Origin of the sequence: Paenibacillus puerhi (assembly GCF_009846885.1) — a bacterium.
GTDB classification, from domain to species: domain Bacteria; phylum Bacillota; class Bacilli; order Paenibacillales; family NBRC-103111; genus Paenibacillus_G; species Paenibacillus_G puerhi.
The window spans coordinates 1-21,021 of sequence record NZ_WUWM01000019.1 but is presented as its reverse complement, the minus strand read 5'-3'; the positions used below and the strand labels follow the sequence as shown (position 1 = coordinate 21,021).

Annotated in this window: 19 protein-coding genes; 4 read left to right on the top strand and 15 right to left on the bottom strand. The window is 56.8% G+C overall.

The annotated features are described in order from the left end of the window. Window positions 1–106: 106 nt before the first annotated feature. The 3 genes from larB to GSF01_RS17505 are packed head-to-tail and all read left to right on the top strand — an operon-like array spanning window position 107 to window position 2,662. Window positions 107–1,018: a nickel pincer cofactor biosynthesis protein LarB gene (larB, locus tag GSF01_RS17515; protein ID WP_159886279.1), complete on the top strand. Its 912-nt coding sequence runs from the start codon at window positions 107–109 to the stop codon at window positions 1,016–1,018. Further along, a complete protein-coding gene (gene larC, locus GSF01_RS17510; RefSeq protein WP_235941574.1) occupies window positions 1,015–2,142 on the top strand; it encodes a nickel pincer cofactor biosynthesis protein LarC in 1,128 nt (375 codons plus the stop codon). The genes larB and larC overlap by 4 nt, the downstream gene beginning before the upstream one ends. A gap of 49 nt (window positions 2,143–2,191) precedes the next feature. Next, window positions 2,192–2,662, top strand: coding sequence for a nucleoside deaminase (locus tag GSF01_RS17505; protein WP_159886278.1), 471 nt, complete (start codon window positions 2,192–2,194; stop codon window positions 2,660–2,662). 119 nt (window positions 2,663–2,781) lie between these two features. On the opposite strand, the gene larC2 is transcribed toward GSF01_RS17505, so the two are convergent. Next, on the bottom strand, window positions 2,782–3,261 hold the full coding sequence (larC2, locus tag GSF01_RS17500; RefSeq protein WP_235941573.1) for a nickel pincer cofactor biosynthesis protein LarC2: 480 nt from the start codon (window positions 3,259–3,261) through the stop codon (window positions 2,782–2,784). Window positions 3,262–3,955: 694 nt separating this feature from the next. Between larC2 and GSF01_RS17495 the strand changes: the two genes are divergently transcribed. After that, complete coding sequence (locus GSF01_RS17495) at window positions 3,956–5,020, top strand: M23 family metallopeptidase (RefSeq protein WP_159886277.1); 1,065 nt, start codon at window positions 3,956–3,958, stop codon at window positions 5,018–5,020. Between the two features lie 19 nt (window positions 5,021–5,039). On the opposite strand, the gene yunB is transcribed toward GSF01_RS17495, so the two are convergent. The 14 genes from yunB to GSF01_RS17425 all read right to left on the bottom strand — a co-directional run bounded on the left by yunB (window position 5,040) and on the right by GSF01_RS17425 (window position 20,278). Beyond that, window positions 5,040–5,828, bottom strand: a complete 789-nt coding sequence (gene yunB / locus GSF01_RS17490; RefSeq protein WP_235941572.1) for a sporulation protein YunB — start codon at window positions 5,826–5,828, stop codon at window positions 5,040–5,042. 59 nt (window positions 5,829–5,887) lie between these two features. Further along, window positions 5,888–6,274 carry an ArsR/SmtB family transcription factor gene (locus GSF01_RS17485; RefSeq protein ID WP_159886276.1) on the bottom strand — a complete coding sequence of 129 codons (387 nt, stop codon included), beginning with the start codon at window positions 6,272–6,274 and terminating at the stop codon, window positions 5,888–5,890. Between the two features lie 17 nt (window positions 6,275–6,291). After that, window positions 6,292–7,554 carry a DUF445 domain-containing protein gene (locus GSF01_RS17480; protein ID WP_159886275.1) on the bottom strand — a complete coding sequence of 421 codons (1,263 nt, stop codon included), beginning with the start codon at window positions 7,552–7,554 and terminating at the stop codon, window positions 6,292–6,294. Window positions 7,555–7,850: 296 nt separating this feature from the next. Further along, window positions 7,851–8,651, bottom strand: coding sequence for an alpha/beta hydrolase (locus tag GSF01_RS17475; RefSeq protein ID WP_159886457.1), 801 nt, complete (start codon window positions 8,649–8,651; stop codon window positions 7,851–7,853). A gap of 213 nt (window positions 8,652–8,864) precedes the next feature. After that, window positions 8,865–9,404, bottom strand: a complete 540-nt coding sequence (locus GSF01_RS17470; RefSeq protein WP_159886273.1) for a chromate transporter — start codon at window positions 9,402–9,404, stop codon at window positions 8,865–8,867. A 17-nt stretch (window positions 9,405–9,421) separates the two neighbouring features. After that, complete coding sequence (locus GSF01_RS17465) at window positions 9,422–10,072, bottom strand: chromate transporter (protein WP_159886271.1); 651 nt, start codon at window positions 10,070–10,072, stop codon at window positions 9,422–9,424. A 364-nt stretch (window positions 10,073–10,436) separates the two neighbouring features. Further along, window positions 10,437–11,585, bottom strand: a complete 1,149-nt coding sequence (locus GSF01_RS17460; RefSeq protein WP_159886269.1) for an MFS transporter — start codon at window positions 11,583–11,585, stop codon at window positions 10,437–10,439. Between the two features lie 122 nt (window positions 11,586–11,707). Beyond that, complete coding sequence (gene lspA / locus GSF01_RS17455; protein WP_159886267.1) at window positions 11,708–12,196, bottom strand: signal peptidase II; 489 nt, start codon at window positions 12,194–12,196, stop codon at window positions 11,708–11,710. Between the two features lie 80 nt (window positions 12,197–12,276). Further along, window positions 12,277–13,776, bottom strand: a complete 1,500-nt coding sequence (locus GSF01_RS17450; RefSeq protein WP_159886265.1) for an FAD-dependent oxidoreductase — start codon at window positions 13,774–13,776, stop codon at window positions 12,277–12,279. 80 nt (window positions 13,777–13,856) lie between these two features. Then, a complete protein-coding gene (locus tag GSF01_RS17445; RefSeq protein WP_159886263.1) occupies window positions 13,857–15,899 on the bottom strand; it encodes an endonuclease MutS2 in 2,043 nt (680 codons plus the stop codon). A 463-nt stretch (window positions 15,900–16,362) separates the two neighbouring features. After that, the gene (locus tag GSF01_RS17440) at window positions 16,363–17,295 is read right to left on the bottom strand and encodes a manganese-dependent inorganic pyrophosphatase (protein WP_159886261.1); all 933 of its coding nucleotides are present in this window, start codon (window positions 17,293–17,295) and stop codon (window positions 16,363–16,365) included. A 492-nt stretch (window positions 17,296–17,787) separates the two neighbouring features. Further along, entirely contained in the window at window positions 17,788–18,672 is an 885-nt protein-coding gene (locus GSF01_RS17435; protein ID WP_159886454.1) for a glycoside hydrolase family 43 protein, read from the bottom strand. 78 nt (window positions 18,673–18,750) lie between these two features. Further along, a complete protein-coding gene (locus tag GSF01_RS17430) occupies window positions 18,751–19,362 on the bottom strand; it encodes an ABC transporter ATP-binding protein (protein ID WP_159886259.1) in 612 nt (203 codons plus the stop codon). Beyond that, window positions 19,352–20,278, bottom strand: a complete 927-nt coding sequence (locus GSF01_RS17425) for an ABC transporter ATP-binding protein (protein ID WP_159886257.1) — start codon at window positions 20,276–20,278, stop codon at window positions 19,352–19,354. Before GSF01_RS17425 ends, GSF01_RS17430 begins: the two co-directional genes overlap by 11 nt. Window positions 20,279–21,021 lie beyond the last annotated feature (743 nt).

The following is a 21,021-nucleotide window of genomic DNA, read 5'->3' as shown; positions in this document are numbered from 1 at the left end:
ATATCACGAATGCGACAACAATCCACAACCGCGAATTTCACTCGATATGGAAATATGCTACACTAACGAAAGAATCGTTTCATTGATTGAGGAGGACTTGTTTCGGATGATGAACGTAGATCATATTCTCAAGCTGGTTCAGTCCGGCGATCTGGACGTGGCGGAAGCCAAGAGGCTGCTCGAGGAAGAGCGGATTTCCTCCGGCGCGGCGGCACCCCCGCCTTCCCCAGATCAGCCCCCCCTTGTAAAACAAGCCGTGGAGCCCTTACAGACGTGCACGACAGTTCAGCGGGAACTACCCGCTTCCGGATTCGATGAGGCCATCGATGATTCATTAAGCTATGCTCAGCTTGACGTACGGAGAGCAGACCGTACAGGCTTCCCGGAGGTCGTCTTCGGCGAAGGCAAATCAGCCGAGCAAATCGCCGCCATCATGGAACGGCTTGCCGGACATGCCGGCCGCGTGCTGGCTACCCGGGTAAGCGCGGACAAGGCGGCTATCGTACAGGAGCTGCTCCCGGATGCCGTCTACCACCGGGACGCCCGGGCCCTAACTTGGCAGACGGGCGATGCTAAGGCCAGTGTCCCCATTGAACCGGCCGGAGGCTTCATCGCCGTCGTGTGTGCAGGAACATCGGATGTTCCGGTCGCCGAGGAGGCTGCCGTCACGGCCGAGTACCTGGGCAGTCGCGTCGAGCGGGTGTATGATGTCGGCGTAGCGGGCATACACCGTCTGTTCCGCCGCCTGCCCCTCATCCGGGAAGCCGATGCCATCGTCGTCGCAGCGGGTATGGAGGGCGCCCTGGTCAGCGTGATCGGCGGGCTTGTCTCCGTGCCGATCATCGCCGTCCCGACAAGCGTCGGCTATGGGGCCAGCTTCCAGGGCGTAGCCGCTTTGCTCGCCATGCTGAATGCTTGCGCACCCGGCATCTCCGTCGTCAATATCGACAATGGCTTTGGGGCAGGCTACAATGCATCATTGATCGTCAAGAATCGAACAAAGAGGGATGAGCGATGAAAATTTTATACTTGGACTGCTTCTCCGGCATCAGCGGCGATATGACGCTGGCCGCTCTAGTAGACGCGGGCGCAGACCGCGAATATATCGAGGAAGAGCTGCGTAAAATTCAGATCGAGCCTTTTACTATCGATTGGAAGCGCGTGAATAAGAAAGGCATTTCTTCCTTAAAAGCGGATGTGCTGCCCGACCCGCATAATCCGCCCCAATATCACCGGCATTATTCAGAAATCGTAAGCATTATCGAAGGCTCCGGGTTTAACGAGCGTGTCGTCAAGCTGAGCTTATGCATGTTTGAGAAGATCGCCTTGGCCGAAGCCAAAATCCACGATATTCCCGTGGAACGCGTGCATTTTCACGAAGTAGGAGCCATAGACTCCATCGTTGACGTGATCGGCGTAGCCCTCGCTATCGATTCCCTGGGCATCGAGAAGATTCTATCCTCGGCCGTCCCGCTTGGTTCAGGCACGGTGCATTGCGATCACGGTATTTATCCCGTGCCCGCCCCGGCTACGCTGGAAATGATGCGCGGGCTGCCGATCGCGACAACCAGCTATTCGCTGGAGATGACGACTCCGACCGGAGCCGGCATTATCTCCGGGCTCGTCGATGAATTCGCGAAAGGGCTGCCTCCAATGATTGTAGAGTCGATCGGCTATGGAGCAGGCACGCGGGATTTACCTAACCAGCCGAACGTTTTGAGGGTCGTAGTCGGTAAAGCCGATCCGTTCATGAACAAGTGGCAGGTACACCATCACGAGGAATTGAAGCATGAGCACGGCCATCACCATCATCACGGCGAAGATCATCACCATCATGACGAGCATCATCATCATCATCACCACGATGACCATCACCATCATGACGGGCATCATCACCACCACCACGATGACCATCACCATCATGACGGGCATCATCATCACCATCACGAAGAACATGGGCAACCTGCAAGCAGCGATTCCGGGCAACGCCATGAACATGGGGAACATTCGGGTCACAGTCATAGCCGCCAGGCGCCCGACCGCGACCTTCTTCCTCGCGAGCACGGCGATACGACTCTCACGCACAGCCACAAGCATAGCTCTGCGCTGCATAACGAATGCGAGCAGCAAGAGAAGCATTAATCGTCAGCCTCAAAGGATCGGCATGCAGGAAGCGAACGGAGGAGTCTCAATGAATCATGAACAGTTCATGGATGTGGCTATTCAGATGGCTTATGACAATGTTAACTCCGGCCATGGAGGCCCGTTCGGGGCCATCGTGGTAAAAGATGGGCAAATTATCGGCAGAGGCTGCAACGAAGTAACCTCATCTCTTGATCCAACCGCTCACGCGGAGGTTCAAGCCATTCGCGCGGCATGCAAGCATCTGAACAGTTTTCAGCTAGAGGGCTGCGTCGTCTACACGAGCTGCGAGCCGTGTCCGATGTGCATCGGAGCTATTTTTTGGGCTAGACCGGATGCCGTTTATTATGCCTGCACCAAACAAGAAGCGGCCGATATAGGCTTTGACGATCAATTTATATACGACCAGATCGCCCTGCCCATGGATCGCCGCTCTATTGTGATGAAGCAGGTATACCCGCCGGACAGCCCCCTTCCTTTCCGGGCATGGAGCGCATCCGAGCAAAAAGTCGAATACTAAGCTGCAGCAGGCAGGTCAGGAAAAGCCAGAGGAACCCGGGACGTTATCTTCTAATCCCCCCTATCGAGGGCGGAATCAGAACTTAACGAACTCGGGTTCCTCTATTTTTAAGACTGGCACTAGTCGCCCCGCTTGTCCAAAAACAGCCGGCGCACTTCATCGTACACCTGCTTAAGCGGCACCTGATGCGTTTTCGCAGCCAGCTCGCATTCCTTGAACTCAGGCGCAAACTGCACCATCCTGCCTTCATGAAAGGCAGCCTTCACATGAATCGCTCCCCACCGGGTCTCAACCGGTATAAATTCCCGCCCCAGCCTGTGGCAATCCGCCCGCAAGTAGCGCAGCCCGATAGTCGTCGTTTCCGAGAAAATGACGGCTTCCAGTTCCCCGGCTTTCCCTTCAGCCGCCAGCACATTGAGCATGATGCCCGGCCGGCCTTTTTTCATAATAATAGGAATCCAGTAGACATCATTAGCTCCGGCTTCCAGAAGCTTATCGGTTATGTAAGAAGTAAACTCCGGATTCATGTCGTCCAGATTGGCCTGAATAATCAGCATTCCCGTATCTACATGCTCGTCGCGGTGGTCAAAAGCCATCATATATCCCCCCTCCCAGCATCATACCAAACTTGTACCGGGATAAAAAGCCAGTGACAGGCGCAAGCTAAGCTTACTCACTAGTAGAGCGATCTGAAAGTCATGCATCATGGAGCAACATAGGTGCGGCGGCGGGGTTACAGTTAACGGACAATTTGAACCGTTAGCGGTTGGGCTAGACACGGAAACGATTGTAAGGGACTTATGGGAGGCAGTCGATTCATTGTGGACGGCAGCGCAGTTAAGTAAAGGCTGATCGTAACGGACACCACAGTCGCTATTTCACAAAAATGGGGCCTGTTCAAATTGTAACGGACACAGACTACCTTACTTACGTCAAAACCGCATAGAATGGGCGGAAATGCACCAAATAGCGTCATCTGAGTCCGTTAGATTTTCAATATCGCGAAAATGCTGCAAATAGAGACTCTGAGGTCCGTTGACGAAACCAGAACGTTTCAACTCAGTTACTCACAATGAATCGACAACCTCATATGGGACCGTAAGAGCGACAATTTCTTGGTTTTCCGGGGGTTTGAAACCGCTAAGAGTACCCCAGTCCGTTACCTATTTCATCAAGCCCAAATCTGCTTCTAAAAGACCGCCCTGTCCGTTAGCCGATCCCCGGGACAAGCAGCCTTACTTCAAGAGCGTTCTACTAGATAAGAACTCGCATAACAGCAGGAGGAGGCTGTTCATGGTAGTCCCTATTACGAAAAATGCCGCTTTCTGGCTTTGTAGCGTTCTGCTGGCCGGTACGGTCCTGGGAGCTCCCCGACATGCAAGTGCGGCTGCAGCGCCTGCCGGGGCAGCGCAATCTGCACCGGCCAAGCCTAATACGCGAGCAGGCATGAAGGAGATCTTCGCCGAACGCAAGGATTTGTTCGATAAGGTTAGCGCGCTTACCGGCATTCCCTGGTACACGCTTGCCGCTATCGATCAATACGAACGAACCATCAATCTGGCAAAAAAAAGAAAGCTGCCCGATGGGTTGATTGCTATTTTTTTCTCGGATCTGCAGTGGGGGGGCATATTGAATCCCGATCATGAGGACCGGAGCTTATCGAGCATAGCCTTTTTCGGCGGACTCGGACAGGATGGGTCGGGAGACGGGCTGGCGGACCGTGCGAGCGATTTGGACAGGCTGTATGCGATGGCCCATTTTTTGCTGCAGCGGGGCAGCGCCCAGGAGGACCTGAGGATTGCCTTGTGGGATTTCTACCAAAATGCCCGCAGCGTCGAGCGAATCCAGCAGTTTTCTAAAATTTATGCAGCTTCGGACACGCTTGATCTTCATGAGCATTGCTTTGTGCTGCCGCTGCGCTCCGATTATTCGTACCGCAGCACCTGGGGAGCAAGCCGCGGCTGGGGCGGATACCGGATTCACGAAGGAACCGATCTGTTCGCCGGTTACGGAGTCCCGGTCCGAAGCGCCACCCACGGAATCGTGGAATTGATGGGCTGGAATCCGTACGGCGGCTGGCGCATCGGGATCCGCGATCTGAATAATGTGTACCATTATTACGCCCATCTATCCGGCTTTAATAAAAAAGAAGTCTCTCCCGGGACGGTCGTCAGGCCAGGTCAGATCGTCGGTTGGGTAGGGAGCTCCGGCTACGGAAAGCCTGGAACGAGCGGCAAATTCCCCCCTCATCTTCATTACGGGCTGTACAGGGACAACGGTCTGACGGACTGGTCGTTCGACCCCTATCCTCACCTTCGCAAATGGGAGCGCGAGGAAGGCATGCGCCGGCGCAAGTGACGGCACCCCAGCGCCCCTTCTACTTCACTGTCTGCAGGTTCAAGCCAGGAACTGTGATGCCGGGAGGAGCTGCGCCTGAACCGCCGACAGGGTTGCCTTTTCCATCGAAATAATAGGTCGGTACATCTCCAACGACGAGCGAATAGGAGACGGGAAGCTCCGTTTCGACGACCTCGGGAGCCGAGTCGAACGGGATGATGACCGTAATCTCGACACGAATTTTGATAAACACCTCGACCAGGATCATATTGATCCCTGCATTCCGGTACCGGGTGCTCAGGTCAACCTTGGCTGAACCCGCCGGCACCAGCTTGATGGGGATATCCGGCCCGAAGGAAGCGAGAATCGGGCTATTCAACGCTTGGCCAAGCGGGATATGCTCCGGAAACTTCTCCAGCTCGTCCAGCCTCTGCTGCACGATCCGAATCGTATCGGCGGTGATCTTCATATGGCGGGCCGGATTCAAGGTAAGTCCGGTCGTTCGGCCTTGCGCGTCCGTTCGCCAGTCGATCAGCTCCTCCAGATCGGTTTGCCCCGAGACCCGATCGGATATGGCCGAATTGATCGTTTCTGTGGCGAGCTGCTTCATCCGGACCGCAGCCAAATGAATGAGCGGCGGCAGCAGCCTCCGCTCGACGTACATATAACCTTGGATCCCAAGGATGATGAGCACAATCAACGCCAGGGCGACATTCCGCCGCAGCTTGCTCTTGCCGGCGGGACGGCTTCTCCACCTGCGCCTGGACAGCATAACGGCCTCCCCTCCGGCCGTAGACGCCCCGGCCTGTAGGCTATGCTTTATCAGCATATGCGGACGCGCCTGAAAAAAGAAGAACACCCGCCTCTAGCCTAGAGGCGGGTGCTCCGTCATGCATGCTTCATATGCTGAAGCATCTGAACAAAGATCTGCTCGATGTGCTCGTCATCCAGCGAATAGTACACCGTTTTGCCCACCTTGCGCCTCTTCACGATTCTCAGGTTGCGCAGATAGCGAAGCTGATGAGAAACGGCCGATTGGCCCATGTCAAGCACCTGGGTGATATCATGTACGCACAGCTCCTGCTGCAGCAGGGTATGGATGATCTTCACCCGCGTCGGGTCGCCAAGCGCCTTGAAGATGTCCGCAAGTCCTGCGGCCGTCGATTCGCCGATCAGATTCTGCTTCAGCACTTCCAAGGGAAGCGTGCCTTCACAGGCATCGTCGCATTGCTCTTGTACGATGTTGTTCACCGTAGCACCGCCCTTCCTCAACATCCGGTTCGTAAAATTAACTATACCAGAGCACGTACCCCGAATAAAACCAGACCGATCAGAAAACCGCAAATTGCCCCATTTACCCGGATCCATTGCAGATCGCGCCCGATCTTATCTTCCATCAGCGAGATCAGCGTAGCGTTGTCGAATTTGTCCACATTCTCATGGATCAGCTTGCCGATCAGATGATGGTTTTCCCCGATCCATTGGGTCAGGCCGGTACGGATAAACGTCTCCAGGCTGTTCATCGCTGCCGGGTCGGACTTCAGCTTATGAAGCATGCGGGCGAGATAAGGAAGCATATACGCATCGGCAAATCGCTCTTCCCGGATGAAGGCGGTAAGCCTTATACGGATGCCCTCCAGCACCTGGGCGGCCTTATCGGTCAGGTCAAGCCCTGCCAGCAGCTCATGCTTCCACGCCTCCAGCGCCTCGCGCTGCTCCCCGGTCTGGCCAAAGGACTGAAGCGACTTGCGCAGCTCGCCCAGCACCCACCGGCGATTGCCGTCCTGAGCGTTCTTCAGTCTGAGGATCTCACGGAGCAGCTGCTCCTGGATCATGCCGCCAAGCTTCTCTTCATTGACGAAGCCGGCAAAGGCATTCATCGCAAAGGACATGAAGCCTCCGGTATTCATTTGCGATACGGCATTGACAGCCAGAGCGCCCAGCCGGTTGCGCGTATCGGTTCGGCTCACCAGATCGTATACCAGATCCAGCAGCCCATTCAGCGCTTTCTCGTCGTATTGGCGGTCGATCGCATGACCAATCCCTGCCTGCAGCAGCTTCGACACATCGAGCTCAGCCGCGAACCGCTTAAGCTCCTTGTCCGCCAAGCTCGCCGCTTCCTCCCATGGGATCTGCTCCAGCACCGTCTCGATCAGCTTCAGCATGGCCGCCTTCGCCTGCTCCGTGCCCATCTGGCGTTCGATCAGCTCCAGCAGGCGCTCACCGATCTGAAGCGTCTCCAGCTTATCGGTCATGCTCTCCTTGCTCAGCAGCTCATTTTGCACCGTAGACACTAGCGCCTGGGTGACCCTCGCCCGATTTTTCGGAAGCAGCGCCGTATGCGGAATCGGGATGCCAAGTGGATGCCGGAACAAAGCCGTCACGGCGAACCAGTCCGCCAAACCGCCGACTAATCCGGCTTCAAAGCCGCTTTGTAAAAATCTCACCCACGGAACGGTCGCTGCCCAAGGGATCGTCAGTATAAACCCCGCAGCCATCACGATCAAGGAAATGACCGCTGTGTAGCCCGCTTTTCCTTTAGTATTGCTCCTCAATGCCGTTCCCCTCCTGCCTGCATCTCTCCTATGTTGTCTGAAATCATCATACGGGTAGGATGCCACTTTTTCAATAGGAGTATCAGCGAGCGTCCGCCCGCTAATCGGTATTTACCCTCTTCATGCTCGCCGCGAAGCGGACCGATCGGCCCCTGCATCGAAAGGCAGATCAAGAATATCCGTCGACGTGTCGTCGCTGAACGCAAAAGATAAGGCGGGTTATGCTCAATCTCGCATAACCCGCCTGCTCCATCAGACTGACGCTGGATTCGGACGCAGCGTCAGGATGCGGCACGCTAGAAGCCCCGGTTGCGCAGCCACCGTTCGCAGGCTGCCGTCCATGGCTCCGCGTACGGATGCTCCTGGGCAAGGCCGATGCCATGTCGGCCGCTTTCGTAGCTGTGCAGCTCGAACGGCACGCCGTTGCGACGAAGCGCCGCTGCGTAATACAGCGCATTCTCTACAGGAACGGACGCATCGTCCGACGTATGCCAGATGAACGCCGGCGGCGTGTCCGGGTTTACCTGCAGCTCCAGACTTAGCGCCTGCACCAGCTCCTCGTCCGCTTCTTCTCCGATCAGATTGTTCTTCGAGCCCTGATGCCCGAACTCCGGCAGCAGACTGATGACCGGATAGCAGAGAATAGCGAGATCGGGACGGGAGGATAGCTTCTGAAGCGGATCAGCCGCATGCTCATCCCCTTGCTCGAACAGTACGCTGGCCGAAGCCGCCACATGTCCCCCTGCAGAGAAGCCCAGTATGCCGATCCGGCCGGGATCGATCCCCCACGCTTCGGCATTCGCCCGAACGATCCGAATGGCTTGCCGGGCATCGGCCAGCGGTGCAGGATGCTTCGACGGCGCTACGCGGTAATCCAGGACGAATGCCGAGATGCCGATCCGGTTCAGCCACTCCGCTACGGGACGGCCTTCATGATCGGCCCGTCTGGCGTATCCGCCTCCAGGGCAGACAAGAACAGCCGGGCGACGTTCTCCCTCCTCTGCCGGCAGCAGATAGGAGGTCAGGGTCGGAGTTTCCTCCTGCACGTGCTCCTGGTGATAAGGCAGCTCCCCCGGCCAAATGTTCATCACAGACATCAGAATATTCCCCTTTCCTTGCGTTTCCATAAATTCCCCTACTAAGTGGGCCGGCCTGTCTGCCGGGACTTCTGTGTTCATGTTCGACGCCGCCACGCCAGTTCCTTCCTGCTTAAGTGCGAAAACGAAAAAACCTAAGCAGAAAACAGATACGCCAAAAGCCCCCGGACATTATATCCCGGAGGCTTGTGCTCGGAAAAAGACGAGCGCCGTTCAGCTGAAAAAGGCGATGCCCAGAAGTCCCGACCATACCAGCGCGGCAGCCGGATGCATCTTATAGCGGATCATACCGATGACCACCCCGGCGGCAATGATCGCTCCGCCGAGCACTTGCCAGCTCCAGAAGCTGCTTTCTTCGGAAGAGGCAAGACCGTAACGCAGCGCTGCGTACGCGATCAGGCCCGTCACAACGGGACGTAATCCGTAGAACGCAGCCTTGACCCGATCATGACGATGGAATTTCAGAAAAAAGGACGCAATGACAACGACGATCAGTAGCGAAGGGAGCACCATCCCTGCCGTCGCGGCGAAGGCGCCTGCCGCACCCGCCGTCTTGAAGCCGATCAAGGTGGCGCTGTTCGTTGCGATGGGCCCCGGAGCCATACCAGCCAAGGCTACGGTATCGGCAAACGCCTTGTCGCTGAGCCAGCTATGCCGGTTTACCTCATGCTGGATCACAGGCAGCATCGCGTATCCGCCCCCGAAGGACATCAACCCGATCTTGAAAAAAGTAAGAAATAAGTTCCACAGCATACCGTTTCACCCCGGTTCTAGATGCCGTCTGCAATGAAATAGTCGGCGTATTTATGCCCTGTACCCGTTGAATTCGCTTCCTCTGCTGTCTTTCCGGAAAATTGAACCACAATGCCTAATTTTTGCTTGATCATGACGACGACGATGCCGAGCCATAGTCCGGCGGCAATAACGAACAACGGATGCACAGGCGCGCTTAGAAGCAGCACGAGCGTGCACACGGCCGAGGCGAAGGTTGTCTTGTCGTACACCGCTTGTCGGCCCATTCGGTAAGCCGCTACGATGATCAGGCCGAATATCGCCGCATGAATCCCTTGCAGCGCCGCTTCGATCTTGGGGTAATGCCCCACATTGGCGTAGATCAGGCTCAGGGCCAAAGCGAGCAGAAAGGTCGGCAGCGTGATACCCAGCACAGCGGCCGCCGCGCCTGCGAGCCCCGCCATCCGGTACCCGACGAAAGCCGCAGCGTTCACCCCGATGCCTCCGGGGGCAGAACCCGCGACGGACAGCACATCGGACATCTCATGCTCGGGAATCCAGGCCCGCTTATCGACCACCTCGCGCTCGATAGCCGGAATCATCGCGTAGCCGCCGCCAAAAGTAACGGGACCCACCTTTAGAAACGTGACGAACAGCTCTCCCAAAAGCGGCCAAGTTCGTTTCTTCATCGCTTCGTCCCCCTCTCGTATGACTTGTCTTCGTAGCTTGTTACTTGTATTATACAATACTTTATTCTTTTTTGGAATAAACTATAGCTCAATTATCGATTATATTTCAGCAAACAACCTATAAATTTCGTTTATATAGCCGTCATTCTTAGGTTTCCTTGGCGTCTTTTCCGATAGGACTGGTTGATTTAATTCCAAAAAGAAATAAAGATCTTTCCTTTTTCGACAAAAATAAGCCCTCCGTTTCGCCGGAGGGCTTAAAGAAAAACATCATTCCGTCCACATAACTGTCCGCAAGAGTGCCTGCGCCACGGTCGGAAGACCAGCCCAGCCGCTATCCCGGTAATCCGGTAGCCCAAGTAAACTACGCCTCTGTCCTCCGCATCAATCCTCCGGTCGAGACGATCGCATAATAGACGGCCACGGCCCCAAGCAGAGCCGCACTGCTCCATACCGCCGTACGGGCCTGATAATGGTCCGCGAGCCAGCCGCCAAGCACGGGCCCGATCATGACGCCTATCCCTTCTACGCTCGAGAAGAGTCCCCAACCCAGTCCCTTTTGCTCCGGAGGGACATATTGGGCCAGCACCGCATTCCAGGACGGCAATACCGCGGCGTAGGAAATGCCAAGCACCCCCGCAATGACTACCGCCGGTCCCAGTCCGCTAATCTGTGTCAACGCGAACAAGCAGGCGGCGAATGAGGCAAACCCGATGATCACAAACCAACGCCTGTCATGCCGGTCGGAGAGCCGTCCCATCGGGATCAAGCCGGCTACGGTCAACCCGCCGGCCGCTATAAGTACGAGCGAATATTGGGCATAGGCGAGCCCCAGGCTGGATTGGGCAAAGGACGGCAGTACCGGCACGAGCATGCCGGCCGCCGTCGTTTGCAGAATCATCGCCGGCAGCAGCACTCTCATCGCCCGGATACGTTCCCACAGCAGCGTAATCTGCTTGCCGAGAGGGATGACAGCCGCGGTCCCCGTCTCCTTCTGACCTCCGATGAACAAGGACAACACCAAGGCCGCTCCCCACAGACCGATCATCAACCAGTACGAGGCGAAGTAGCTCCGGTCCAGCAGCAAATTAAGCACGATCGGACCCGCTCCTAAGCCGGCGAGCCAGCAAGTGTAGACGATCCCCATGTGGGATGCCCGGCGCTTGTCATCCGCGCGGCTCAGGCCGCCCAGCCAAATCGGCGACATGCCGATGCCGAATAACCCGGCCGCAAGCGCCAGCACCCACAGCGACTGCGCCTTCTGCACGAGCAGCAGGCCTGCCAGCGATGCCGTCAGGCCGATCGGGGCCACGAATCGCAGCGAGAACCGGTCCAGCAGGTAGCCCGCCGCACCCTTGACGAGCGTATCCGTTGCATAATGAAGCGACACAGCGAGCCCAATGCCGGCTACGGCCAGACCGAGCTGCTGTACGCCGTAGGTTGGCAGGAAGGAGACGAGAAACGCACCCCGGACAAATTCGACCAGGAACAGAATCGCCGCATACAAAACCATTGACCCCGCAGGTCTCTTAGAAGTCGGCACGGATGTTTACCTACCTTTTCCTCGTTTCCCTTAGAGTCCCCTTCTCCCTCCGCCTTATGCCTGCTCCTACCAAGCTTGACCTCTATGCGCCATCAAGAGGCGTTCTCCGGCAAGGCCCGCTCTCTCTCCTTCTCCCTACCCCTTCTGGACCTGATGTACTCCATCAAGGCACTGAAGATCATCAGCAGCACACCCGCATTGATCGCATGATCAGCCACATTAAGAATCCCCCGGCCATAATCGATAAAGTCGGTCACCCATCCGAATAAGGCGCGATCCACCGCATTGCCGACGGCTCCTCCGACCAGCAAGGCCGAACCGTATTCGTCAGCCGTGCCGCGCAATTCTCCCTTTCTTCGAGCTAGCCATACATAAAGGACAAATAGAATCGCAGGAATAATAAAGTAGCGGCCGTATCCCTGAAAGGTGCTGCCAGCCGCCCCGCTGTTCCGGTAATAAGTCATGGACAGAAAGTCGCCCCATACCGGGAAAGATTCCCTGAGCTCCATATGCATCCGGACCCACAGCTTGGACGCCTGATCGAGGATAAGAACCATAGCGGCTGTGACATAAAATCTCATGCTGCTTCCTCCTCCCGGCTCGTATTCTACCTTTAATAGTAGCACACTTTAGTCCGGGGAACACCGGAGAGGCTTGTCAGTCACTTTCCCGCATTTAACCGCCGGATTTCTTCTTCCGTAAGCCCCGCGATCTTATTGGCAGACTTTACTCCCGTTAACGTGATGTTATATTTTTTCTTGACATAGGCTTGCAGATCCTTCATATCCTTCGGCGACAGCTCCGCCAAGCTTCCCTTCCCATCCCAACGGGCCAGCAGGACGCCGATCACTTCTCCCGCAAGGGACGTATTGGGCTGAATACGGGCACTGCCGTAGGCGATCGCGGAGGCGCCGACATTTTTGCCTGCCATAATGACATTCGTATACCCCTTGGCCAGAAAAGCTCGCAGGGGCATACCGTATTTGTCGGGGTCGCCTTTACTCGTCCCCCAATTATTGTTCCTCGTTCCCTGAAGATCGATCGGGTATCCCGCAATGCTTACATTATCCTCAAACATCCTGCCGCTCATCAGATCGGCGGCTTGCAGCACGTATTCCGTCTCATACCGGTCGTAATCCCGAATATACAGATAGTCGGGGTAGCCGTTGATCTCGGCATTCTCCCAGCCCGGCAGCTCCTGCCGGAGATGCGGAAGTATACGCTCCGTCTCCCGCATCCCGAGCTCTCTGGCTCGAGTCACGCTATCCGGGTCTGCGGGGTCTACCCCATAGAGCAGCAGCGCATTGACCAGCACCTCGCCATCCCGCTGATGGATCGTATTGAGCCCGCGTAAGAACATCTCCTTGGAGCTGGGTTTGTAGCGACCTCCGACCCCGCTGAAGCCCCAGGTGAATTTATCCGTGACCGTCGTGTTCTTGCCGTATTTCTCCTCCCGTTCCTGACGGGTCAGCCGCCCAATCTCCTGCTGAAAACGGGCCCAGTCCACCTGCCGGAACTTCATCATCAGCGAGGCCGCCATATGGTCCCGTTCTCCGCCAAATACGGTTTCAATACCGGGAATTCGGGACAATCCCAACCGTGAGCTGAGGGCCGCCATGTCGGAATTTTCTACCCAATATTTCGCCGACAGCGTCTTCGTTTCGCCGCTCTTCGTCGTATAAGTCAGCGAACGGATCGCCCGACCGACCGCTCCCTTCTCCGGCTCGATCTCCACACCCGCAAGTGTAATCCCCGATTCAAGCCGGATTCCGTTCAGCAGGGAGGCATAATACGTCTCGAATTCCTCCCGCTTGCGGATCTCGCCTTTCTTATAGCGGTCGAACAACAGCTTGACCTTGCCCTGTAGCAGCGACTCGTTGTTGTCGCCGAAGGGCTCATCCAGATACAGCATTTCCCCTTGAATCAGTTGGCCGCCAGGCTTCTCCCTCGGGTCAAGGATGGTGACGGACAATCCTTCGTCCCGCGCCGCGCGGGCCAAATACACGCCCTCGATCTCCGATCCGATCACTACCACATCCGGGTTGTCGCCGCCCTGGTCGGCTTGAGGCGCTCCCCTTTGCTCGCATGCACCGACCAGGAGCAGCAGAATAGCCGCCATCGCCCCTGCACCGAATGAGACAAAACGTTTTAGATTCATCATTTTACAGATTACCCTCCATTTCCCACCACATCTTCCATGTATTAGACGAGGTGGGAACTGGTTTGTTGCAGCCCTGCTCTCTATTCGTCCATCTTCTTCTCAATGACAAGACCCGGAACATGCTTGCGCCCCATTAATTTACTTTTCTTGCGCGTCAGCTTGGATTCAAACACAATATCCATATCATAGTCATCGGGATATAGATCCTTGTTCTCGATATGCAAGGTTAGCCTCTTCTTGTTGATGCTGAATTTCTGGCCTTGAATCATAATCCCCACGTTCCCCCGGTCGTCCTCCTCCGCATACACAATCCCCGTTCTCTCCAGATAAGCGATATACACGCTGTCTCCTCGCTGAAGCTTGCGTGGAGCGGCAGGAACTTCAGCCGAAGAGTCGGAGTCGGGCTTTCTAGGCTGAGGCGGGTTAGACTCCGGTGGCGATTGGCGAGGATCCGTCGGTAATTGGCCAGGTTCCGGCGCCGATTGACTGGACTCCTGCGGCGATTGGCCTGGCTCCTGCGGCGATTGACCAGGCTCCCGCGTTGATTGGCCAGGCTCCTGCTGCACCTCCCCTTGCTCATAAAGGATGCCTTCGCCGAATCCTTTCTCCGCGATTTCCCTGGAGCGCCTCACCAGTTCCTCCGGTATCCCCAGCTTCTGCGCGATCAGAAACGCATAGCTTTGACCGGCTTCGCCGATCCTCAGCCGATAGAGCGGCTGCAGCGTCTCCGCGTCGAATTCCATCCTGGCATTCTGAAACCCGGGAGTGGCCGATGCAAAATTTTTAATCTCTGTAAAATGAGTGGTCGCCACCACCGTGGATTGCCTTCTTCCCAGCTCCTCCAAAATAGCGATGGACAGGCCGACGCCTTCCCCCGGATCGGTGCCGGTCGCCATCTCGTCGATCAGCACCAAGGTTGAGCGATCCGCAATCTGCAAAATTTCGATCACGTTGCGGACGTGCGCGGAGAACGTGCTGAGCGCATGCTCGATGCTTTGCCCATCCCCGATATCTACAGCCGCATGCTCGAATACGGCAAACAGACTGTTTGCCTGCACCGGTACGAGCAGACCGGACTGCACCATCATCGTCAGCAGGCCGACTGTCTTGATCGCCAGCGTCTTGCCTCCCGTATTCGGCCCAGTGATGATCAGGGACCGGTATCCGCTGCCGATAGAGAAATGGAGCGGCACCATCGAGCTGCCCATCAGCGGATGCCTCGCTTCGCGAAGCTCCATGCGGCCATCCGTGTTCAGCCGCACGTTGCTTCCTCCTAAGGCCACGGCGTACTTGGCCTTGGCGAACAGGAAGTCATAGGCACCGACCGTCTCGATATTCAAGCGAAGGTCATCGCCGTAGCTCTCGGCCAATTCCGTCAACTCGCTCAGCACCTTCAGCTCCTCGCGCGCCTCCTCCGCCTTCAATGCGGAAAGCTCGCTGTGCAGATTGGCTATGTCCGCGGGCTCGATATAGACCGTCTGACCGCTGCCCGATTCGTCCAGCACCGCCCCCTGGATTTGGCGGCGGTGCTCCTTCTTGACCGGGAGCACATACCGCCCGTTGCGCGTACTGAATAGATGCTCCTGTAAAATTCCGCTGTACCTGCTCATCAGCGCGTTCAGCCTCGTTTTGAGCCGATCCTCCACTGTGCGCATCCGTTTGCGTGTCTTGGCCAGCTCCTTGCTGGCCGAGTCCAGCACCTGTCCGCTGCGAATGCACCGTTCGATGGCCGACTTCAACGGATCAGCCGCGTACATCGAAGCCGCGTAGGAAGCCACGCGAGGGGCAACAGCCGTCTTGGCAGCCATATAGCGGGTCAACTGTCCGCAGCTGGTCAGAAATTGATGAAGATGCGAAAACTCCTTCTCGCTGAGCACATAACCGGTCCCCAACAGTGAAACGATCGTCTCCATCCCTTCCAGTGACGGGATCGGCACGCTTGCGCCAGTCAGGAGCAGGCCCTTCGCTTCGTCCGCTTCATTCAGCAGCTGCCGGATCGTCCTCTCCTGCGTCAGGGGGACGAGCTCATCGATATAACGCTTGCCCAAATAGGAAACTGCATAAGACCGCAAGGTTTCTTTCACCTTATCGTACTCCAGTCGCTTCAATGCTTTTTCATTCATGGTAGATCTCTCCTTTAAAATGGAATACAAAAAAAGGACGAAGAATGACCAAATGTCATTCTCCGCCCTTTGTCAGACTCCCCCCGTAAACATGCGCCCATGAACAAAAAAACCGCGCTGAGAACTCAGCACGGATGGGTCGCAATGGGCAGGAAGATTCCTGAGGCATTGTATGATATCCGCTGTTCTTAACCAATTCCAAGGCTTTCCGCACGCATAGCAAACTTAACCTGCCGAAATCAGCAAGCCGCTACAAGCGAACCGGAACCCTTCATATGGAATTATGAGTTAAGAACGACCACCGACATCAAAATCTCTCCTTGTTGTGAAGATAGCTTTACTATAGAACGGAATCCAAGAAGAAGTCAAGAGGGAGCATCCCTATCCGGCTATTCATCCCGAAGAAGAAGCTCAAACAAAGCAGCCGGCCGACTCCGAAGTCAACCGGCTGCTTGTTAGCATCCTACAGTTTATTGAATACGTCCGTCAGCACAGGCACGATCTGCGATTTACGGGACACGACACCCTTCAGAACGGCTTTGTTGCTGTCCAGCTTCACGTTGTACGCTTGCTCGACGGCTTCGGCTTTGCGGCCCAGGGCCAGACCGATCGAATCATTGTTCAGGATGTCCGTTACGACAAACAGGAAAAGGTCGAGGTTTTTGTCGGCGATGATTTGATTAAGCGCTGCTTCCACTTCAGCTTGGCGGGAAAGCACATCGTTCGTATCCACCGCGTTCACTTGAGCGATTTCGACCTTGTAAGCGCCCATTTGGAATTCTTTAGCGTCCAGCGTAATCAGCTGAGCGATCGTCTTGTCGCTCAGATCGGCTCCGGCTTTCAGCATGTCCAGCCCGTAGCTGTCTGCATCTACGCCTGCGATCGCCGCGAGCTCGCGAGCTGCCGCCACGTCTTGCTCCGTGCAAGTCGGGGACTTGAACAGCAGGGAGTCGGAGATGATCGCCGACAGCATCAGACCGGCAATCGCAGGGCTGATCTCTACGCCGTTCTCCTTGTACATCTTGTTCAGGATCGTCGCTGTGCAGCCGACAGGCTCCGCGCGGTAGTACAGCGGGCCGCTCGTTTCGAAGTTGGCGATACGGTGGTGGTCGATAACTTCGATGACGCGAACCTGATCGATATCCGAAACGCTTTGCTGACGCTCGTTATGATCGACGAGGATAACATCCTTCACTTCGCCTGCAACCGTCTCGACGAGACGAGGCGCTTCAACCCCGAACTTGTCCAGTGCGAATTGGGTCTCACCGCTTACGGCTCCCAGGCGTACCGCTTCGACTTCTTGCCCCAGCTTCGTCTTCAGGTCTGCGTAAGCAAGTGCGGAACAAATCGTATCCGTGTCCGGATTTTTATGACCGAAAATAAGTGCCTTTGCCATGATCAAGCTCCTTGTTCGTGAATTTGGCGCTGGTAACCGCCGTTGATAACTATTCCCATTCCCGATTATATCGTGAAATCTTGTATATTCCAATTCCTTTAATGCGAATATTTTTAAAATGTTTGGCATGGCCAGGTCTTGCAGGATGAAAGCAGTCTCGCCAGTACCATCCAATCGGCTATGAGCCGAGGCTAACAAAGCCGAGTCGGACGCCTTCAGGTCGTCCGGACCTCTTCCCGCTGCCGAAAACACAGCAAGGCGAGGAAACGCGATTGCCATGCACGGCCTCGTCAATTGGCCGCTGAAGGGCTGACTCAGCTCCCGATGCCCTTCTAAAAGAGGAAGGACCGGAGCGGATCAAGCCCGTCCCGGTCCTCCTATGTATCCAGCTGCCCGCCTGGCCAGCCTTCGCCGATCCATTGCAATTGACCAACCGCCGTCATGCAGCGAAATACCGCGCGCTGAACCCGCCCGATCTTGAGCTTGGCTATGTCAAGCTTCCGCTCCCGCCTCAGCCAGCTCGAACCGCCCTCCGCTTTCCCGCAGCTCCAACAGCACCGGCCGCTCCTGGGGATTGCGATTCGGCGTGTGAATCGTCAGCAGCAGTCTGCCGCCGAAGTCGCGGAACAGCATGCCGTGACCGCCATCCTCCTTGTAGAACGGCTCGGCCTCATGCGTCCAAGGACCGGTTACCAAGCCGCTTGCCGATCTGGCAATGCCCATCGCATAGCCCCGGGTGCCGAGGCTGGACCAGAGCATGACGAGCTCGCCGTCCGCCATCCGGTGCATGAACGGTCCATCGGTCACGTATTGCCCTTCCTTGCCGGGCAGAGACCAGCCGGACTCGGAGGCCCGGAACAGAAGGACCGGCTCCCCGACCGTACCGTCAAGGGCGGGCTTCAGTTCCACCGCATACATTTCCCCGTCGGTCACCTGCAGCCATTCCCGGCAAAATACCATCCATGGCTTGCCCGACTCATCCACGTAAAGCGTTCCGTCCAGGCATTCCCAGTCGGAAGGCGTCACCGGCCCCTCGCCATGGGGCACGAATGGCCCGCCCGGCCGATCCGCCACCAGAATCTGGGTAGCGCGCCTGCGCTCCTCCGCCTTGAACGAGGCGAACATGTAGTACCTTCCCTCGTACAGATGGACCTCCGGGGCCCAGAAGTGATGATCCGCCCAGAACCCCTCCGGCACGCGGAAGGCTGGCAGCGGACCTTCCCACTGCTCCAGATCCGTACTACGATAGCAATCGAAGCCTGACGGTTTCCCCGACCAAGCTACCGCTCCCTCCGTGCCATATAAATAGTAAGCCCGCTCGTCAGGCACCGGCAGGATGAAAGGATCGCGGAAATTAATATCCGATAACCGCAGCATTGTCAAAGTAAAATCCTCCTTAGCGTCTGTTCTGTTACGTGGGTCATGCCACCAGACTACGACGGAGGACATGCCGCGTCAAGCTCTATCTCCGCCCAGCTCGATAATCCGGCTGCACAATCGCTCGACCAGGCGATGCTCATGGCTGATCACCAGTACGCCCATCCGCTGCCGCCGGGCTCTTTCCATTACGGCCTGCCAGATCTGCGCCTGTGTAATCGCGTCCAGCATGGTCGTCATTTCATCTGCGATCAGCATCCGGGTCTGCGGGCCAAGGGCCCGCGCCACGCAGAAGCGCTGCAGCTCGCCGCCCGACAGCTCGTTGGGCCATCTCTCCAGCCAGGCGGCTTCAATGCCCAGGTCCGCCAGCAGAGAAGGATCAGGCTCGCCGCCCTCGCCAAGCGTACGCTTCATCGTCCAGCGCGGATTCACCGCCTTCTCCGGATGCTGGAAGACGAGCTGCACCGGACGGTACCCCGACTTGGGCAGCGGCTGTCCGCCCAGCGTGACCCGGCCCTCCTGGGGGCGCTCATAGCCGGCTAGAAGACGCGCGAGCGTGGATTTGCCGCAGCCGCTCGGCCCGACCAAGCCGACTGTCTCGCCCGGCTCGATGCTGAAGCTTACGTGCCGCAGCAGCCACGGATGCTTGCCGCTGTACCGGTAACCGAGATCATGCGCTTCAAGAAGCATGGAAGCACCTCACGATCCCGCCGTGAAGCTCGCGTTCTCCCGGCTGCCCCCCCGTGCAGGCTGCATCGGCCAGCCCGCAGCGCGGAGCGAAGGCGCAGCCCGCGGGCAATGCATCCGCAGGGGGCTGAGAGCCCGCTATCGGCACGAAGCCGTTCTGTGGCAGCGCGCGCCACAAGGCCTGCGTATAAGGGTGCCGCAGTTGTTCGCCCGCTCCCGTGAAGTCGCCCGCCCGGGCGATCTCCACTACGGAGCCGGCATACAGCACCGCGACCCGGTCCGCGACGGTGAGTGCCGATTCGATGTCATGCGAGATCAGCATGACTCCGCAGCCCTCGTCCGCCAGCTCGCGGAAGCGGCCGAGCGCTTCGCGGACGACCGCGGCATCGAGCCCGGGCGTCGGCTCATCGGCGATTACGAGCCGCGCTCCGCTGACCGTAGCGGTCGAGACGAGCACCCGGCGGGCCATGCCGCCCGATAGCTGGAACGGAAACTTCGACGACGTCTCCGGCTTCAGCCGGTAGCGCTCGAACACGTCCCGCTGGACGGCGGCCGGATCGCCGCCGGTCCGCACCGCATCCCGGACCTGACGGCCGACGCGCATCAGCGGGTCCAGATACTGCACCGATTGCGGAACGAGCGCAATCTCTCGCCCGCGCAGAGCCTGCTGCCTCTCTGCCGTCAGCTCCTCCCTGTCCAAGCGGAGGGTGCCCGACACGCGGGCGTTGGCCGGCAGAATGCCCAGTATGGCATGGGCAAGCAAGCTTTTGCCGGAGCCGCTGGAGCCTACGACGGCGACAATTTCGCCGGCATCGATCGACAGGCTCAGGCCGTGAAGCGCCTGCACCTGTTTTTGGCGAAAGCCGCGCACGTATTGGACAAAGGCTACCGACAAGCCGTTTACCTCGAGCAAGGACAATCCTGCCCCCTCCTTCCAGAGCTTAATGAATCTCTTCCTTTGAATCTATATAAGTTGTTCTTAAGAATCGTATTCATGGTAGTAGACAGTCTCAGTCCCGTGCCAGGTCGGAAACCTGCCAAAGCGCAGTTTTTTACATAGATGGCGTTCCTAAGGGGGAAATTCCGCCAATCATGCAGGAATTTCATGCGAGTTTTCCCTGAACAACGGGTTAAGCAGAAAAATAGATGCACGTTTGCGGGAATTTTGACATGGTGGTCAACTATAAGACAAAAAAGATGTACACCTGTAGGCTTTCAAGCACATGATGGATGTTGCCGTGGAAGAGCTAGCCGAATGTTGCCATCTTAAGTTCAACCTATCTAGCAGAACGTTCCCGAAGCAGCGTTACTTGTCCCCCATACCTGCATGGGTATTGAGATCGGCTAACGGACATGGCGTACTCTTAGCGGCCTCAAACGCCCGGAAAACCAAGAAATTGTCACTCTTAAGGTCCCATATGTCCCTTACATTCGTATCCGTGTCATTCCCAACCGCTAACGGTTCAACATGAGGTTGTCGACGATTCATTGTGAGTAACTGAGTTGAAGCGTTCTGCTTTCGCTAACGGACCTCACGGATTAACCCCCTAAATTTGGACACTACCGCCTTCAATCTTGTGCTATCGCACTAAAGCGCAATTTGTTTTGGTGTTATCATCCCATCGGATACGAGCCGTAGATATTCTTTTGGTGGCCAATCTT

Coding starts and splice junctions, on each gene's coding strand:
- larB (WP_159886279.1), top strand. CDS start 107: ATGATGAACGTAGATCATATTCTCAAGCTGGTTCAGTCCGGCGATCTG.
- GSF01_RS17450 (WP_159886265.1), bottom strand. CDS start 13,776: ATGATGAATCTAAAACGTTTTGTCTCATTCGGTGCAGGGGCGATGGCG.
- GSF01_RS17495 (WP_159886277.1), top strand. CDS start 3,956: ATGGTAGTCCCTATTACGAAAAATGCCGCTTTCTGGCTTTGTAGCGTT.
- GSF01_RS17475 (WP_159886457.1), bottom strand. CDS start 8,651: ATGTCTGTGATGAACATTTGGCCGGGGGAGCTGCCTTATCACCAGGAG.
- yunB (WP_235941572.1), bottom strand. CDS start 5,828: ATGCTGATAAAGCATAGCCTACAGGCCGGGGCGTCTACGGCCGGAGGG.
- GSF01_RS17440 (WP_159886261.1), bottom strand. CDS start 17,295: ATGGCAAAGGCACTTATTTTCGGTCATAAAAATCCGGACACGGATACG.
- GSF01_RS17435 (WP_159886454.1), bottom strand. CDS start 18,672: ATGCTGCGGTTATCGGATATTAATTTCCGCGATCCTTTCATCCTGCCG.
- GSF01_RS17465 (WP_159886271.1), bottom strand. CDS start 10,072: ATGAAGAAACGAACTTGGCCGCTTTTGGGAGAGCTGTTCGTCACGTTT.
- larC (WP_235941574.1), top strand. CDS start 1,015: ATGAAAATTTTATACTTGGACTGCTTCTCCGGCATCAGCGGCGATATG.
- GSF01_RS17505 (WP_159886278.1), top strand. CDS start 2,192: ATGAATCATGAACAGTTCATGGATGTGGCTATTCAGATGGCTTATGAC.
- GSF01_RS17470 (WP_159886273.1), bottom strand. CDS start 9,404: ATGCTGTGGAACTTATTTCTTACTTTTTTCAAGATCGGGTTGATGTCC.
- lspA (WP_159886267.1), bottom strand. CDS start 12,196: ATGAGATTTTATGTCACAGCCGCTATGGTTCTTATCCTCGATCAGGCG.
- GSF01_RS17430 (WP_159886259.1), bottom strand. CDS start 19,362: ATGCTTCTTGAAGCGCATGATCTCGGTTACCGGTACAGCGGCAAGCAT.
- GSF01_RS17485 (WP_159886276.1), bottom strand. CDS start 6,274: ATGTTGAGGAAGGGCGGTGCTACGGTGAACAACATCGTACAAGAGCAA.
- GSF01_RS17460 (WP_159886269.1), bottom strand. CDS start 11,585: ATGGTTTTGTATGCGGCGATTCTGTTCCTGGTCGAATTTGTCCGGGGT.
- larC2 (WP_235941573.1), bottom strand. CDS start 3,261: ATGATGGCTTTTGACCACCGCGACGAGCATGTAGATACGGGAATGCTG.
- GSF01_RS17445 (WP_159886263.1), bottom strand. CDS start 15,899: ATGAATGAAAAAGCATTGAAGCGACTGGAGTACGATAAGGTGAAAGAA.